At 43.3% G+C, this 15897-nt stretch carries 18 protein-coding genes, 1 tRNA gene and 1 pseudogene; 5 read left to right on the forward strand and 15 right to left on the reverse strand.

Features of this window, described 5'->3' with window-relative positions; translation table 11 throughout:
• The first annotated feature begins 143 nt into the window (after nt 1–143).
• Both QAS77_RS04320 and QAS77_RS04325 read left to right on the forward strand, forming a co-directional pair.
• Nucleotides 144–1391: a proteasome-activating nucleotidase gene (locus tag QAS77_RS04320; RefSeq protein WP_442920357.1), complete on the forward strand. Its 1248-nt coding sequence runs from the start codon at nt 144–146 to the stop codon at nt 1389–1391.
• A gap of 85 nt (nt 1392–1476) precedes the next feature.
• Nucleotides 1477–1554 (forward strand) — tRNA-Glu (locus QAS77_RS04325).
• A 339-nt stretch (nt 1555–1893) separates the two neighbouring features.
• Here the strand turns inward: QAS77_RS04325 and QAS77_RS04330 are convergent.
• From QAS77_RS04330 to mtbC, 8 genes and pseudogenes are all read right to left on the reverse strand, one after another.
• The gene (locus QAS77_RS04330) at nt 1894–2043 is read right to left on the reverse strand and encodes a hypothetical protein (RefSeq protein WP_305064251.1); all 150 of its coding nucleotides are present in this window, start codon (nt 2041–2043) and stop codon (nt 1894–1896) included.
• A gap of 211 nt (nt 2044–2254) precedes the next feature.
• Nucleotides 2255–2461: a hypothetical protein gene (locus QAS77_RS04335; RefSeq protein WP_305064252.1), complete on the reverse strand. Its 207-nt coding sequence runs from the start codon at nt 2459–2461 to the stop codon at nt 2255–2257.
• Between the two features lie 87 nt (nt 2462–2548).
• Nucleotides 2549–2725 (reverse strand): hypothetical protein, encoded by a 177-nt coding sequence (locus QAS77_RS04340; protein WP_250869140.1) that lies wholly within the window; start codon nt 2723–2725, stop codon nt 2549–2551.
• A 307-nt stretch (nt 2726–3032) separates the two neighbouring features.
• Nucleotides 3033–3437, reverse strand: coding sequence for a response regulator (locus tag QAS77_RS04345; RefSeq protein WP_305064253.1), 405 nt, complete (start codon nt 3435–3437; stop codon nt 3033–3035).
• A 66-nt stretch (nt 3438–3503) separates the two neighbouring features.
• Entirely contained in the window at nt 3504–4409 is a 906-nt protein-coding gene (locus QAS77_RS04350) for a GAF domain-containing protein (RefSeq protein WP_250869137.1), read from the reverse strand.
• Nucleotides 4410–4529: 120 nt separating this feature from the next.
• On the reverse strand, nt 4530–6038 hold the full coding sequence (locus tag QAS77_RS04355; RefSeq protein ID WP_305064254.1) for an APC family permease: 1509 nt from the start codon (nt 6036–6038) through the stop codon (nt 4530–4532).
• Nucleotides 6039–6142: 104 nt separating this feature from the next.
• Nucleotides 6143–7546: pseudogene (gene mtbB / locus QAS77_RS04360) on the reverse strand ([dimethylamine--corrinoid protein] Co-methyltransferase).
• Nucleotides 7547–7564: 18 nt separating this feature from the next.
• On the reverse strand, nt 7565–8248 hold the full coding sequence (gene mtbC / locus QAS77_RS04365) for a dimethylamine corrinoid protein MtbC (RefSeq protein ID WP_250869133.1): 684 nt from the start codon (nt 8246–8248) through the stop codon (nt 7565–7567).
• Between the two features lie 315 nt (nt 8249–8563).
• Here mtbC and QAS77_RS04370 point away from each other — a divergent pair, with 315 nt between their 5' ends.
• Genes QAS77_RS04370 through QAS77_RS04380 form a run of 3 tightly spaced genes read left to right on the forward strand, consistent with a single transcriptional unit; the run spans nt 8564 to nt 12285 of the window.
• Nucleotides 8564–9352, forward strand: a complete 789-nt coding sequence (locus QAS77_RS04370; protein WP_305064255.1) for a helix-turn-helix transcriptional regulator — start codon at nt 8564–8566, stop codon at nt 9350–9352.
• Nucleotides 9353–9371: 19 nt separating this feature from the next.
• On the forward strand, nt 9372–11879 hold the full coding sequence (locus tag QAS77_RS04375; RefSeq protein ID WP_305064256.1) for a histidine kinase dimerization/phosphoacceptor domain -containing protein: 2508 nt from the start codon (nt 9372–9374) through the stop codon (nt 11877–11879).
• A gap of 13 nt (nt 11880–11892) precedes the next feature.
• On the forward strand, nt 11893–12285 hold the full coding sequence (locus tag QAS77_RS04380) for a response regulator (protein ID WP_250869144.1): 393 nt from the start codon (nt 11893–11895) through the stop codon (nt 12283–12285).
• Nucleotides 12286–12381: 96 nt separating this feature from the next.
• On the opposite strand, the gene QAS77_RS04385 is transcribed toward QAS77_RS04380, so the two are convergent.
• The 7 genes from QAS77_RS04385 to QAS77_RS04415 all read right to left on the reverse strand — a co-directional run bounded on the left by QAS77_RS04385 (nt 12382) and on the right by QAS77_RS04415 (nt 15845).
• Complete coding sequence (locus tag QAS77_RS04385) at nt 12382–12531, reverse strand: 30S ribosomal protein S27ae (protein WP_011500280.1); 150 nt, start codon at nt 12529–12531, stop codon at nt 12382–12384.
• A gap of 2 nt (nt 12532–12533) precedes the next feature.
• Entirely contained in the window at nt 12534–12842 is a 309-nt protein-coding gene (locus QAS77_RS04390; RefSeq protein ID WP_305064257.1) for a 30S ribosomal protein S24e, read from the reverse strand.
• Nucleotides 12832–13413 (reverse strand): GTP-dependent dephospho-CoA kinase family protein, encoded by a 582-nt coding sequence (locus QAS77_RS04395; RefSeq protein ID WP_305064258.1) that lies wholly within the window; start codon nt 13411–13413, stop codon nt 12832–12834. Before QAS77_RS04395 ends, QAS77_RS04390 begins: the two co-directional genes overlap by 11 nt.
• Nucleotide 13414: 1 nt before the next feature.
• A complete protein-coding gene (spt4, locus tag QAS77_RS04400; protein WP_250868498.1) occupies nt 13415–13600 on the reverse strand; it encodes a transcription elongation factor subunit Spt4 in 186 nt (61 codons plus the stop codon).
• Between the two features lie 16 nt (nt 13601–13616).
• On the reverse strand, nt 13617–14195 hold the full coding sequence (locus tag QAS77_RS04405; RefSeq protein ID WP_250868499.1) for a DNA-directed RNA polymerase: 579 nt from the start codon (nt 14193–14195) through the stop codon (nt 13617–13619).
• 61 nt (nt 14196–14256) lie between these two features.
• A complete protein-coding gene (locus tag QAS77_RS04410; RefSeq protein ID WP_250868500.1) occupies nt 14257–14622 on the reverse strand; it encodes a DNA-binding protein in 366 nt (121 codons plus the stop codon).
• On the reverse strand, nt 14619–15845 hold the full coding sequence (locus tag QAS77_RS04415) for a translation initiation factor IF-2 subunit gamma (protein WP_305064259.1): 1227 nt from the start codon (nt 15843–15845) through the stop codon (nt 14619–14621). Before QAS77_RS04415 ends, QAS77_RS04410 begins: the two co-directional genes overlap by 4 nt.
• Between the last annotated feature and the right edge of the window lie 52 nt (nt 15846–15897).

Below are 15897 nucleotides of genomic sequence, written 5' to 3' on the forward strand. Positions count from 1 at the left end.
TAGTATTTAAAGCGATAAAGACCCCACCATAAATACAAATTGAACAAAAAGGCGTGCCCAATAGGGATAAAAGAATCCTTAAAGGATGAGACATTTTCTAACACGCAGTTGTTTTATATTACATGATGTTATAAGAAGGCAGCATGACCGATTTAAGTGAAGGATCAACAACAGAAAATATGTCCTCTGACATGGCTTCCAACGGTGATGACCACAATACTGAGGAGATACAGGAAATGGACATCAAAGAAGTGATCAGTGAGAACGAGGTCCTGAAGGTCCAGAACGAAACAATGAAGGCAAAACTTCTTGAAACCAATATAATGGTGAACAAGTGCCAGTCAGAGATGGATCAGCTTAAGGACCAGCTTGACCACTTAACGACACCACCGCTGTTCATTGCCAGTGTCATGGAGATAGAAGATGGTATGGCACTCCTGCGCCAGCATGGCAATAATCAGGAAGTTATGACGAGGATATCATCTGAAATGGAAGGGGTCCTCGAACCGGGCATGCGCGTAAGCATCAATGCTGCGTTCGCGATCATCTCGATCATCAGCAGGGCAGCCGATGTTCGTGCACAGATGATGGAACTTATCGATTCACCCGGCATAGATTATGATATGATAGGCGGTCTTGATGAGGTGCTCAAAGAAGTCATTGAGTCAGTTGAGCTGCCACTTACAGAACCGGAACTTTTTGAGAACCTCGGTATTGAACCACCAAGTGGTGTCCTTATGTATGGCAGCCCCGGAACAGGAAAGACACTTATTGCAAAAGCAGTTGCATCAAGAGCACATGCGACATTCATTCGTATGTCAGGCTCAGATCTTGTACAGAAGTTCATTGGAGAGGGCGCAAGGCTCGTAAAGGATGTTTTCCAGCTTGCCAGAGAAAAGTCCCCATCCATACTGTTCATTGATGAGATCGATGCAGTCGGTGGCATGAGAACCCATGATGGAACGACCGGCTCTGCGGAAGTTAATCGTACGATGCTCCAACTTTTGGCTGAGATGGATGGTTTCGACCCCAGTGGCAATGTGAAGATCATAGCTGCGACCAACAGGATAGACCTGCTTGACCCGGCTCTTTTGCGCCCGGGAAGGTTTGACCGTATAATCGAGATACCCATACCCGATGAAAAGGCAAGAGAGGAAATATTGAAGATCCATACAAGGAAGATGAATCTTGAGAAAGATCTCGACCTTGCCAAGATCGCAAATATGACCGATGGCCTTAGTGGTGCAGACCTTAATGTCATAGTTAAAGAGGCAGGCATGTTCGTGCTCAGAAGAAGAGGCGACATGATCACCATGAAAGACTTCCTCGATGCTTTCGAGAAAGTAGTTTCCGAGGAAGAAGTCAACACCCCGGCCGGAATGTTCGCATAATGCGAACTTCCAATTATCTATTTCGACGAAAGTTATAAATAGAATTGGTTGCTTTTAGGGGATGTTAAAAGCAGCAAACCCGTGTGCTCCGATAGTGTAGCACGGCCAATCATACAGGACTCTCACTCCTGCGACTGGGGTTCGAATCCCCATCGGAGCACCATTAACTTTTTTTTATAATTCTACTAAGTTTGTAGTAATACATATGGGTTTTTGATATTAAAATTGCGTTTGAGCTTATAGCTTACAAATGGTTTAAGAATTTGTTGACGTAAGTAACATACAACTAGTGCTTACTGAAAAAAGTTGAATTTCAGGACATCATAACGGTTTAAAACAGTAAGAATAGCACCAATACTTGCAGGAATCAAGTAAACTCCAGGAACCTGAATAAACTTCTAGAGCATGCCCCCAGGAGAAAGACAATATTTCGACCCTCAGTGGATCTTGCGAAGGATGACACATTCAATTAAAAAAAGCAAAGAAGCATCCACCCTTTGCTTCAATTTGCGAAATACCAGAGAAGTCCCAGTGCGATACCGATCAGTACCCACATTTTAAAACTGCAGCAACTTCCACTCCTGCATGCCCCATCAGCTTCATTGACATCAGACCCTTGCATTTCATCATTATTTAAAGTATTATCATTCATGAATATTCACTCCTATTTTTTACTTTTAAAAAGCATCATAAAATTACAACAATTCATTAAAATACCCGCATTCGCAAAACACAGATCATACAGACCATTTCACTTCTGGTATGATAACTATATTTTCGAATTCCCACATTATTTTCAATTACACTGTTTGGATGAGACCATTTCAATATATGCAGAGCGGTAACTTATACCCACCTTTGCGTCACGCATCACCAACTACCTTCCGATACTCCATCTCACAAGCATACAAGCAAGCAGCAAATCTCTTATTCTCCCCAAGATCATCAACCGTCTGGTTCAACCTAAGCTTTGAACATTCCCCATAGACCTTACAGACATCACAACAATTCTGACCCATACCATCCCCCTTAAGCTCAAAAATACTCCTTATCAGCATTAAAAATATCATATGAAGGAATTTAAGAGAACTAAAAGAAATGTGTCAAGCAATCTCAAATAGATCCCCTAAAAATGTAATAAAGGGGGAAAATAAACTTTAGAAGCTTGACAAGAAAGCGACCTTACTGAATACGAACACCGCGACAGAGCCCACGGCAACTTCCTGAAGATTGAAAGGAATAGATCCACCAGGGTTTGTGAGCATATAAAGGATCAATGTAGCAATTCCTGCAAAGGCGAAAGCACCAATGATAACATCTTCCATTTCTACCATTTTTTCACGCTCTATATGAAGTTGAGTATTCAATTTAAGCTACGAGAGTAACTATTATTGTATATACACCAAATTCAATTCGTTTTTAAGTGATAATGTGATTTTCCTAAAAGGAGATGTTATATATAAACATTATGCATTGAAAAATTATAAATGCCTTTATAGGAAAAAATAAAGGCGCAAACTAGAGATAATTAACCTCGCATGAGAAATACAACCCCTCGCCGTTGTAACTACAAAAAAAGAGATGAAGCAGAACATTAAATGAAAATAGAAGAAGATGCTGACTAAGAGAACTTATGCCAGATCAGACATTCACAGTTACCACCATTGCCGTCTCCACAGAATTAGATAACACAGAATCAACAATAGACCCAAGCTCTTCGTCCATAAATGGTTTGAGCAAAAAACCCTGAGGATTGGCAAGTTCTGCCATCTCCCTCGTTTCACGGGAAGAATCGGCAGTAATGAAAACGATAGGAGTATTTGACATTTCCCGTATCTTCATCGCGGTCTCCACCCCATTGATACCGCCTTTTAAACGTATATCCATGAGCACCAGATCAGGTCGGACCTTCTCGACCATTGCGATAGCATCAACTCCTCTTGAAGCCAGGCCTGACACACAGTACCCCATTTTCGCCAGCTTCAACTTTATCATCATACCGACGATAAGTTCATCCTCAACTACTACGATCTGCGCATCTTTCATAATACAGTCCCCAAACAAATATTCCAGCCCAGGATCATACACATGTAACCACAATAACAAAGAATATCAAGTAAGGTCAAACCGAATTCCATCCACCTTTACAGACATATTCACATTATTTATCATAAGACCCGTAAGCGACTTGATCACATCAAGAGAATCACGGTCATTCTCAGGAATAATGCACTCAGAAGATGATGCTGCAAAAAGCATTCCCATAAAATGCCCCTCGTGATGGATAGGAATTATCGCAGTACCCTGAAGACCCTCATCATTAAGGCACGAACCTGAAATAAAAGGGTAGATCTCCGAATAATGCTTGTATATAGGAAAACCTTTCTCCGCAAAATTGAACTGAATAGAATTATGATCGAAATAGGAGATACAACTCAAAAAACCATCCGAGAGACCTTTATGTCTTACGAGGACAAGTCCGCCAGTGACATCATCCAGCATATAGAGAGCACCGGCATTAATAGCATCTAACTGTGTTGTCAATTTAAGAAGAGCACCCATTGACTCCTCAAGATTGCCAGACCAATTCTGATCAGTCCCCATTTCCCTTTGAATGAACATGAAATCAGTTATCTTCTTTTCATCGCTAATATCAACGATACTACATTCCAGACGTTCCATCAACCCGCGCTCATCATAAACGATCAGCATCTTTTCGCGAACCCATCTGACATCACCATTAGATGTAAAAATACGATACTCCTGTACAAATACCCCATCAGGATCAACAGGACCATCAGAATAAACGGACAATGCCTTCCTAACCATTTCCAGATCAGCAGGGTGAATAATATCTTCATAATTCAACCCTTTGGACATGAAATCATCTGCATCATAACCAAACATGGCAACATTATCAGAAACAAACTCAATAGGCCACCCATACTCAGAATTCCAAACAAAGACCACTTCAAGATCCTCATATGAAACATCAGATACCTCTTCGACCATAACCATAGAACCACCCATAATTTACACAACACTTATTAGATAACCAAAATTCATCAGCTGAATAAAAAAGAAAAGTTCCCGGAAAGATCCGGGATCTTTGGACAAATAAAGGAGCTGTTTATACCATCACTTTTTCCTTGAAAGTTCTGGTACCATACTTAGATTTACAGCAGCCATCTTGTCAACATGTGCCTCATGCTGGGAGTAGAACCACATTGGGACATACAGACCAAGCACACCGATCCCGACAAGAGTTGAGAACCAGGTTCCTTCAACGCTGTTAAGGTAGATCACACCGACCAGACAGAGTGGAAGGTTGAAAAGACCGAAGAGCAGTGCAACGTTCTTCCATCCTGTTGGTGCCTTGAATGGCCTGTCAAGACCAGCAAGATGTGGGTCTCCCTTTGCCTTTACGTATGCGAAAAGGCTGATACCGTTAGCACAAACATATCCGATTGCTGATGCAGCGAGGATAGCTGATGGAGTGCCCATTGAGATCAGGACAAGGTTGAAGATACCGATAACGACCATTGCAAGGACAGGAGTACCATGAGGGTTTGTCTTTGCAAATACTTTAGGAAGATTTCCTTCAGTTGCCATTGAGTGCATTGCCCTTGAAGCACCAAGGTATGCAGTCTGGATGATAAGGACCATTGCTGCAATGAGCATGACAATAGCGATCGTTGAACCGAAGTCACCGAGTGCTATCTGTGCAAGCGGAAGCATTGGGTCAATTGGTGCAGCTGCAATACCATCGATGCCAAGAACACCTGTAACGGTCATCTGTACAAGGATGAAAGCTACCAGACAGATAGCACCACAGGAGAACAATGCCTTTGGTACATCAGAGCCAGGTTTCTTATATTCCGGACCATAGATAGCTGCAGTTTCCCATGCGCAAGCACTCCACTGAGCTATTGCAAAGATACCAAGCAAGATCAGGATATGATGGAAATCCCATGCCCAATCAGTTGGCAGCCAGGTACTGGTGATGTTAGACATTACAAAGTCACCGGTTGCATAAGGTGCCAGTGTAATAATTGCCATTGGAATAAGTGAGAAAGCTGCGAGGATATAACCTACAGTAGCACCACTTGAAAGTCCACGGTAGTTCACAAGTATCAATCCACCGAATATCACAATACCTGCGATAAGTGAAAGCTGGTACTGGGAGAAAGTTGCTGCCAGTGAAGGGAACAAACTGTGAAGATAAAAACCAATAAGAATTGCGAAGATAGCAAGTACAGGGTTCCATGCGAACCAGTAGCTCCATGCACTGAATCCACCGATCAGTTTACCCTTGTCGTACTTTCCTTCATGATTAGGTGACTTAAAAACATTCTGTGCAAATCCAGGCAGACCGGATGCATTAGGGAATGTAGTTGCGAGTTCACCATAAGCGAGGTTCTGCATAAAACCCTGGAATACAGAAAGACCCCATACAATAATAGCAGCGGACCATAAATAGCTGGCAAAATAACCAATCGAAGGTAAGATCAATAAAGGTACACCAATAGCAATAGCCAATCCCTGTTTCCAATCGATCGATCGTTCAAGCTCACCGGCTTCACAGACGACCTTTGCACACTGTTCTGCGTGCTTCCAGTCTACACCCGATTTCTTTTCCTCAGACATATTACATCACACTCCTTTTCTAATAAATACTTCCTGTCAGATCAAAAAACTGAAAAGGACCTGACAAATGCCAGGACCTTCATATCAGTATATGCAGAAGGGATTTAACCCGTAATTTCCCTGAACTTATCACAGCAGTTGATGTCTATACCGAGAAGCTTCTCGATGTTCATCTTAGCTGCAATACCCTTTGCGCAGCCAGGAACTGATGTGATTACACCAATGTCGAGCTCTTCCCTGAGTTCCCTCATGACATACTCGTCGGAGAGATCTGCATTTGAAACACCGAGTTTCTTTGCTACGAAGTCCTTTGCTTCACCGATTCTCATGTTCTTGTCAAACTGCATCCTTGCAACAAGGTCACCAGCTGCCCTGATACCGGTCATACCGGAAGCCATGATGTGTGAGATTGGCATACCCATTGGGTCACCAACACCGATCTATATACCATCGACACCAGCGATCTCGACCATTGCTTTGCTTGCCCTTGTTACTGCATCTATTGGCGGGGTCTCAAGCATTGGGATACCACCTACACCCATACCCATATCTGCGTGACATGGAATTGTTGATGCCTCAACAGCTGCCTTTGTGAATGTTACTGAACGACCAAGGTTCCATGCGGATGTCCTGCTGGTATTGGTATTACATACAGGACCGAATATGTTTGCTCCTGCCTTTGCTACAAGTGGTGCCTGCTGATGTGGCCACAGACCTGCAAGTACTGTACCATCGTACTCAAGCTCTCCGTGCATACCGAGAACAAGTTCTCCTGCCATACCTGCTTCAATGTAGATTCCCGGGAATTCTTTCCTCAATGCTTCGATAGAATGAAGGGATGCATACATGTCACCGTCACCGGCTGCACCGATGGTATCGAAGTTGACACCGTCACAACCAACATTCTGGAGTTTTTGCATGATCCAGGTCATGTCGCGGATACCGTGCTCTGCAGCATGGGAAATAGAATCCTGTGCTTCGGAGATCTTGAATGCTTTCATAAGATCGCCAGGGTTCTCGAATGGACCATCAGGAGTGTAGTAAAGACCCATGTTTGGCATTGCGCCATAGAGCATAGGAATGATCATGTTCTGCTGGCAGGACTCCATTGTCTGGCATTCCTGAGAGATGACAGGCTTTACAGGCTTGTAACTGTAGTCGATGTGACCGAGTTCCATTGTATCCGCACCAAAAGCACGCTCGTGGATCATTGAACCAACAAGTCTGCTTGAAGGAATACCTACACCACTGTTACCCTGGTCACCATCAATCCTGATAGCACCGATATCGTGAGTTACAGGAACTTCCATGCCTGGCTCCACACCGACAATCCTGCCAGGTGAAGTGATGATGTCAAGCATGTGTTCCATTTCATTTTCGGAAAGTGCTGGGATGTCACCAAGGTCTGCTGCATCTGCACTACCTGCTTCGATGTCAGCTCTGATGTCTTCCTTTGTCATGAAGATCTTCTGACCGTCACCCATTCTTAAGAAATATTCTGTTGCCATATTATACACCTCGATCGATCAGAGAAGTAATTCTTTTGCTTTTGCTACAGCTTCACTTGCATTTTCTGCATAGCAGTCTGCACCACATTTCTTTGCCCATGCATCAGTTGCTGGTGCGCCACCGACCATGACCTTTACCTTGTCCCTGAGTCCGTTCTCTTTGAGAAGCTCAATGACTTCTTTCTGGCCCTGAAGGGTTGTTGTCATAAGTGCGGAAAGACCGACCATATCTGCGTTGGTTTCCTTGATCTTGTCAATGAAGTTCTGTACAGGAACATCCCTGCCAATATCGTGGACCTCAAAACCTGCTGCCTGAAGCATTGTTGATACGATTGCCTTACCAATGTCGTGAACGTCACCCTCGACGGTACCGTTTACGATAACACCGAGCTTAGAAGATGCGCCTCCGCTTGAACCAAGCTCGTCCTGAAGTAATTCAACACCCGCGGACATTGCATCTGCTGCCATCATAACGTGTGGAAGGAAAAGTTTTCCTCTCTCGAAGAGTACACCAACTTCGTTCATACCTGCTGCGAGACCGTTGTCGATAAGTTCTACTGCTGGAGCCTTACCTTTTGCTTTACCTACTGCAGCGATTACATCATCTTTCTTGCAACTTACTACCGCATCGGATAGTGTTTTAAATAATTCTTCGTTTGCCGTGTTACAACCTCCTTTACATCCATGTGGAAAAAACCACATTGACGTGGCAGCAGGATATTACTCCACACCACCATAGAATGAAAAAACAGTATCTTATATAGCATAATTTGGCGTGTAAGTCCTACTGACATCGGAAATTGCGGATGGCATGAGAAATCGCTAGTGGTATCGGATATTCCTAAGACTTGAGAAATTCCAGAGGCATAAGAATTTCTAAAGGCTTTGGTATATAAGCTGACAAAATACAGTTAATAGTTGTAGGATTTTGAAAAATGCAATTCCTTAAAGCCCTATCTATTATAGACAACCGAAAGAGTCATTACTATTGATACAGGATTTTATAGAAGATAACAGATGAGATCATCGCTTAGTGATACTATATGGCTTTCTGAAAAAAGAAAGAACCTTTTATTATTATTGGTTGAAGGTCCAAGGAACATCGACCAGATCAAGACATCACTTAATGTCACTTCAAAGGCCATGATGCCACAGATCAAGATACTCAAAGAACAGGACATGATAGTACAGAACGAACTTGATGATTATGAGCTATCCGATGTCGGTCGCATTATAGTAAAGAACATGTCCCCACTTTTAAAGACACTTGGCGTTATTGAAGAGAACATGGAATACTGGGCAACCCGTGACCTTACATCCATCCCCGAATCCCTTTCATACCGCATAGGGGAACTCGGGCAATGTATGTTGATAGAACCTGATCTTAATCACATGTTCGACCTGCCAATAGAATTTACCGAGAACATAATACGTTCAAAGAATGTGAAAATGTTCATTTCCTACTTCCATCCCCTTTATCCCAGATTGTTCATAGACCTCCTTTCAAAAGAGATCGATTTTACACTTATATTTACAGAGTCGGTATTCAATCGTATGAGAACAGACTGTTCAAAAGAATTAGAGCTTCTAACAGGATCAGGAAGTGCTGACCTGTACGTTTGTGACGATTCCATTAAACTTACCACAATAACGGTAACTGAAAGATTTACATATCTCTGTTTCTTCAACAAAGAAGGAATGTATGATCACAGAAAGATCATGAGCTTTGATGAAAGTGCCAGTAAATGGGGAGAAGAGCTTTTCACTCACTATCAGAACCTTTCAAGAAGGATCACGGAGCTCTAAACGCAAGGGAGTGAAACAAATGGACTGGAAGAACACATCCCTTAAATCAAAGCTTATACTCTTCATCGTAGTCGGCGTTCTATTAGTATTGGTAACATCAACATCCGTAATTATTTCAACGGTCACATCACAGGAAGAGACCCTCGCTTATGAGCAATCTATCGAAAATGCAAGGGGATTCGCCAACTATTTTGACAGCGATATGCGTAAGAATCATGCAATAGGCCAGACCATTGCCAATTCCATGAACGCTTATGATTCTGCGAACAGAGATGAAGTGAATAATATACTCAAGGAAGTGGCAGTACGCAACCCGAATCTTCTGGGAACATATGTATGCTATGAACCAAATGCCTTTGATGGCAATGACCAGCTTTTCATAAGCGCAGAAGGTCATGATGAGACCGGACGCTTCATACCATACTGGAACAGGATCAATGGAGACCTGACAATTGATCCATTATTGAACTATGAGGAATCAGATTATTACCAGTTACCAAAAACAACAAAGGTCGATCATATCATTGACCCCTATTTCTACGAAGGTGTGTTCATAGTAAGTTATGTTACGCCTATTTTCAAAGATGATGAGTTTGTCGGCATAGGCGGAGTCGATGTATCCCTCACATACCTTGATGAAGTTGTCAGTGAAGTGAAGATATTCGACACAGGATATGCATTCATGACTGGAAATACGGGCATCCTTATCTCGCAGCCTGAACAGAAGGACTGGATAGGCTACAGAACACTTTATGATTTCAATGTCCCTGAGATCACCGCCATGGCAGATGAGATCAAAGTAGGCAACTGTGGATTTATCGATACTATCGACCCTACAACAGGAAAGACCGTGGTAATGTTCTACGAACCTATCAAAACAGGGAATTTCTCTTTTGTTCTCGTAGTACCAAAGGATGAAATGCTTGCTGGAGTTACTGAATTGCGTAACAACCTCATTGTGATATCCACAATATCTATTATTTTCATGACAGGACTTGCAGCCATAATCGCCGGATTTGTCACAAGACCCATCAATGAGATAGTTGCTGATTTTAAGGACCTGTCAGATGCCGCTGTGGTCGGAGAACTTCATGCCAGAGCTGATACCGATGTAGATATCGATTTCAAGAACATACCGTTAGGTTTGAATGAGATCCTTGATGCATTTACACAGCCTATGACAGAGACCATGCGAGTTACCAATGAACTGGCAAAGGGTGAGCTCCAGACACGTGTGGCAACTGACCTGAAAGGAGAGTTCAAACATATTGGAGATACCCTCGATAGTTTCGCAACAAAGCTCAATGCCATTATCGATGAATCGAACGCTGTTCTGACAGCATTCCAGAATGAGGATTTCACCCGTAAGATCAAACTAAAGGGAGAAGGAGATTTCAGGATACTTACAGACGGTATCGAGAAGACAAGACAGTCCCTTTACAGTGCAACCACCGAGCGGAAGAAAGCGGAAGAAGAGCTTATACGATATTCAAAGGAGCTTGAACAGTCCAACCAGATGAAAGAAGAGATGGAGAGGGTTGTTGAGAATAGTCCTGTCATTGTTTTCAAGTGGAGAGCGGAGAAAGGATGGCCTATTGATTTCGTATCGAAGAACATTTCACAATTTGGATATTCAACTGAGGATTTCGCATCCGGTAAAGTAACTTATGCAGATATCGTTTACCCTCAGGACCTCCCCAGAGTGGAGGAACAGCTACAAAGAAAATGCGACGAGGGAGCAAATGAGTTTACTATTGAATATCGGATACTGACCAAATATGGCAAAATCGTCTGGGCTGATGAGAGGACCTTTATCCGCCGTAATGCAGAAGGAAATGTGGATTATCTACAAGGCATCATTGTAAATATCGATGAAAGGAAACGTGCAGAAGAGGCATTACTAAAGGTAGAGGAAATTCGCAAGAAAGAGATCCATCACCGTATCAAGAATAACCTGCAGGTGATATCAACACTGTTGTACCTGGAATCGGATAAGTTCAAGGACAAAAAAGTAAGAGATGCTTTCAAGAACAGCCAGGACAGGGTCAGGACAATGGCACTGGTCCATGAGAAGTTATATCAGTCCGAGGATATGGAAAGTATTGATTTTGCAGATTATACAAAGAATCTTATTACATACCTTTCCCAATCCTACGTAGTAGGTAACAGGAACATCACCATCGATCTTGATGTCGCTGATGTGTTCCTGAACATGGATACTGCAGTACCACTTGGAATTATCATTAATGAGCTTGTTTCAAACTCGCTTAAATATGCATTCGATGATAAGGACGAGAACGAGAAAGGTATCATATCCGTGGATATTGAGCACCACGGAGACAATTTTATGCTAACGGTCAGCGATAATGGCAGTGGCATACCAGATGATATAGATTTCAGAGATACCGAATCCCTTGGATTACAGCTTGTGACGAACCTTGTTGAGCAGATCGATGGGAACATTGAACTTAAAAAGGACAATGGAACAAAGTTCATAATTCAATTTACAGAAGAAAAATACAATTGAAAGAGGGTAAATGATGAGCCAGACCAAGATACTGATAGTGGAAGACGAGAAGATCGTCGCATTAGGTATTAAGAAGATGCTTAAGAACCTTGGATACATTGTCCCCAGTATCGCGTCATCGGGAGAAGAGGCGATCAGTAAGGCGGAGATCACATTTCCAGACCTTATATTGATGGACATTATGCTAAAAGGTGATATGGACGGAGTCGAAGCTGCAGACAAGATACGAAAAAGCTTCGATGTCCCAGTAGTTTTCCTCACTGCCTATTCGGATGACAAGATATTAGAGAGAGCTAAAAGAACAAAGCCTTACGGATATATTATCAAGCCTTTTGAAGAGAACAGCCTTCATACGACCATTGAGCTTGCACTTCGCAATTACAGAGAAGAGAAAGAGCTTGAATGAACTTAAAGTGCCCATGGCAAAAGCTGTTCAGCCTGGTTATTTAAAGTAAAAACTAAAAAAAAAGCATCACATCAAAGGTGATGCCATTTGTCAATATTATTTCTTGAACTCAGTGTATCCGCATTTGCCACAGGTAAGTCTGTCCTTGTGGTCTGCAAGATAGACACCATCGCCGCAGCGTGGGCAGAACTGCCTTAGCCTTTCAATGGATTCGCCGTTTACTTTATAGTAGTCTTTGACAGCCATGTTTACTCACCTGCTTCTTCTACAACTTCTGCCTCAGGAAGTTCGTTTCTCTTGAGGACATATTCTTTCTCTACGACCTTCATACGAGCTGCATCTTCGTAGATCTTTGCATAGCCATTTGCTGCAGACATACCGTAGCTGTTCTCGAACTTCTGAAGGATGACAAGTTCAAGGGGTACGTTAAGCATTGCAGCCAGTTTGCCCCTGACATCGATCCTTGAAGGTGTGGAACCCTCGAATGTTGCATCGAACATCACTTCACGCCTGTTGAGAAGCGCATTATTTTTGTCTTCAGTAATATTAATATCCATTTAATTTCCTCCGCACTTTATATAACTGTTCTTTATGATCCTGTTTTTCAAGGATCTTATCAAATAGATCCTTAAGTTCTGCTTTTATGGATTCTGTAACCCTTACAAGCATTACACCTTTGTCCGGTTGACCATAAAGGACCACCGAATTCAGAGGTGCCATTAGTATCGCAGGCAAAGCTGCAAGATCTTCTTCGCCTTGTACGAAAATTCGGACATTTTTATCAGACACGATCGCATCGCCTATCACATCGATCAGATCCTCGGTTATTACCCCGGGGGGATTATCTACTGTTATCTCAGTGAATCCCTTATGCTTTGTTCCATACACGACCTGTGATGAAGCGGGTGCCCTTTTTGTCCTATCATCCACGATCAGAATATCTGGAATGATGTTTGATTCGAGCAAGTGAAAAGTAGTAACATCGCCCACAGATATAAGTATTGTGGGATTGTCGAGGTCATCTACAAGACTTCTGACAGCATCCCCGCCAGTACCTGTATACAAGACCCCGAAAGGTTTCCTTAAAAGAGGCCGAAGGCTTTCTGGTAAGGAAATATGTAAACCCAACTTACCGCACCTTCAAAGCGTATTTATCGGCAACTTCAACGCCGATCATTTCTGCTATTATGGAACGTTGAGGATCAACGATAATGACAAGTCCGCTCCAGTCATCACTCAAATTGCTTGAAGCGCAAACAGGACATGTCTGACCTGTAACGATCCTGTGACATTCACGGCATACCTGATCTACCATTTAGAAACACCCCGGTTTATTCATCTTTATTTTTAGATCCATCGGACTTAGGCTTGCGTGCATCCTCAAGCCATTCGAACCTGCCCAGAGCATGCTGACGCATTGTCAGGCCGATCTTACTGTCCCTTGGTTCTCTCTCATTGGTGCTCACAGCAACGATACGGGCACGCACTTTGTCACCTTCTGAAAGAGTACGGTTTCCGACCTTGCTAATAAGCCTACCATTCTTACCATCGTAGGACATGAAATCATCAGTGATCTGGCTAACGTGTAAAAGACCATCCATAGCACCAATGCTGACAAAAGCACCGAATTCTACGGTCTCTACTACCAGACCTTCCATGACCTCCTGAAGTATTGGGACGAATACAATAGCTTCAAAGATCACATCGTAATAGACAGCGCCGTCTCCTACAAGGATATGCCCTTCACCTATCTCTTCAATATCAGTGACAGCGACAATGGAGCCCAGCGCCTTATCGACCCTGCCCTCAAGCTTCTCCTTTAACGCATCCTTTACGCTAACTCCTACATCTTCGCCCAACAGACGGGGAGCTACACGGATCGTGTCCTTAAGTTTCATCCTTTTATACATATCTCGATCTCCAATATGCCCTGCATTAATTTAAACTGCTACTACAATTATAATATGATGGTCACATTATATCTAAACGGTTCTTCTGGCGCAAACGCACAACGCTAACATCCGCATCATTAAGACGCTTTACCAGACCAACATCATTGGTCAGCACCGCTGCATCCATATCAAGAGCAAGCTGGAGGATGACATCGTCCGCAATTCCTGCCCCTTCAACGAGAGTACATCTATCTGATAACGAAAGTCCAACCTTTGCTGCAGTTCGGCTCTCGCCCCTGTACTTCTTGACCAGGGACTTGAGCTCGTTGACGACCGCCTGGGGCACAACGAACTCATCGTACCCGAGGCGCCCCAGTTCACCAAAGATGTCTACTTTGAACTGAACCGGTATCATGAAACCGTTCGTATCGATTATAACCTTCAATCTTTGATTACTCCAACACCAATAAGTCGCCAGCGTGAACCAATACGCCTACTGATAGCTACCATGGAGCCTGCCTCAGCACATACCGGACGCTTTAACTTTGCCTCTGCGACATCCTCACGTGCACTCGTAACGATACCTACAGTAGTTGCAGTACCGACATTGAGCATCAGAGGTTCACTGGTCTTGATCTTACCAATGGATTCCTCATCAGACACACCCACTACGCGTTCAAGCAACTTCAATTCAAGAGTGAACGAGTCACGCGTTGGCGGCAATGTACCTGGCACACCTGCAACCTGTCCCGTAAGTGAATCACTCTTTGTGATACTTGGGTCCAGACCGGTTCCCAATGCAAGCAATCCACCAGGAGTTGCCTCATCGACCTTTTCCTTCCCTGCAATTATAAGATTGATGTTGGTGAAGATAGGTTCCCATCTAACAGCATTCTCGATCTCGAACTTACGTCCTGGACGTATCTCAATATCATCGCCTGCTTTTAATGAACCTGCTGTAAGTGTTCCACCAATAACGCCACCTGAGATCTTATCAATAGGTGTTCCAGGTTTGTTGATATCGAAAGACCTTGCAATAAGCAAGTGTGCAGGCTTGTCAAGTTTCTGCACTGGAGTCGGGATCATTTCGTTCATCGCACTGATGAGAACATCGATATTGATGTTCTGCTGTGCGGAGATCGGAACAACTGGTGCATCCTCTGCAACCGTTCCTTTAACGAACTCCTTGATCTGATGATAATGCTCAATGACCTTTTCCTTTGGAACAAGGTCGATCTTGTTCTGCACGATCACGATATTCTTGATACCGATGATGTTCAGGGCCATAAGATGTTCCTTTGTCTGTGGCTGAGGACATTCCTCGTTCGCAGCAATGACAAGAATAGCTCCATCCATGATAGCAGCTCCGGAGAGCATTGTTGCCATCAGGGTCTCGTGTCCAGGAGAATCTACAAATGACACTGTCCGGATCTCTTCCGTTTTTGTCCCACAATGCTCACAGGTCTTAGCAACGCTAAGGCCCTGAGGCTCCGGGCAAGTAGGACACTTCCTGAAAGTAGTATCTGCATACCCTAATCTAATAGATATACCACGCTTCATTTCTTCACTGTGCGTATCTGTCCATACACCGGACAGCGCGCTTACAAGCGTCGTTTTTCCATGATCGACATGACCCACCATGCCAATATTAACACAAGGCTGACTCAATTTTTGATTTCCCTCCCTATCGGGCTAAAATAAAAGTGTGATGTAATATAGA

This window comes from Methanococcoides sp. (genome assembly GCF_030594565.1).
GTDB classification, from domain to species: domain Archaea; phylum Halobacteriota; class Methanosarcinia; order Methanosarcinales; family Methanosarcinaceae; genus Methanococcoides; species Methanococcoides seepicolus.

Coding starts and splice junctions, on each gene's coding strand:
- QAS77_RS04320 (WP_442920357.1), top strand. CDS start 144: ATGACCGATTTAAGTGAAGGATCAACAACAGAAAATATGTCCTCTGAC.
- QAS77_RS04330 (WP_305064251.1), bottom strand. CDS start 2,043: ATGAATGATAATACTTTAAATAATGATGAAATGCAAGGGTCTGATGTC.
- QAS77_RS04335 (WP_305064252.1), bottom strand. CDS start 2,461: ATGATATTTTTAATGCTGATAAGGAGTATTTTTGAGCTTAAGGGGGAT.
- QAS77_RS04340 (WP_250869140.1), bottom strand. CDS start 2,725: ATGGTAGAAATGGAAGATGTTATCATTGGTGCTTTCGCCTTTGCAGGA.
- QAS77_RS04345 (WP_305064253.1), bottom strand. CDS start 3,437: ATGAAAGATGCGCAGATCGTAGTAGTTGAGGATGAACTTATCGTCGGT.
- QAS77_RS04350 (WP_250869137.1), bottom strand. CDS start 4,409: ATGGTTATGGTCGAAGAGGTATCTGATGTTTCATATGAGGATCTTGAA.
- QAS77_RS04355 (WP_305064254.1), bottom strand. CDS start 6,038: ATGTCTGAGGAAAAGAAATCGGGTGTAGACTGGAAGCACGCAGAACAG.
- mtbC (WP_250869133.1), bottom strand. CDS start 8,248: ATGTGGTTTTTTCCACATGGATGTAAAGGAGGTTGTAACACGGCAAAC.
- QAS77_RS04370 (WP_305064255.1), top strand. CDS start 8,564: ATGAGATCATCGCTTAGTGATACTATATGGCTTTCTGAAAAAAGAAAG.
- QAS77_RS04375 (WP_305064256.1), top strand. CDS start 9,372: ATGGACTGGAAGAACACATCCCTTAAATCAAAGCTTATACTCTTCATC.
- QAS77_RS04380 (WP_250869144.1), top strand. CDS start 11,893: ATGAGCCAGACCAAGATACTGATAGTGGAAGACGAGAAGATCGTCGCA.
- QAS77_RS04385 (WP_011500280.1), bottom strand. CDS start 12,531: ATGGCTGTCAAAGACTACTATAAAGTAAACGGCGAATCCATTGAAAGG.
- QAS77_RS04390 (WP_305064257.1), bottom strand. CDS start 12,842: ATGGATATTAATATTACTGAAGACAAAAATAATGCGCTTCTCAACAGG.
- spt4 (WP_250868498.1), bottom strand. CDS start 13,600: ATGGTAGATCAGGTATGCCGTGAATGTCACAGGATCGTTACAGGTCAG.
- QAS77_RS04405 (WP_250868499.1), bottom strand. CDS start 14,195: ATGTATAAAAGGATGAAACTTAAGGACACGATCCGTGTAGCTCCCCGT.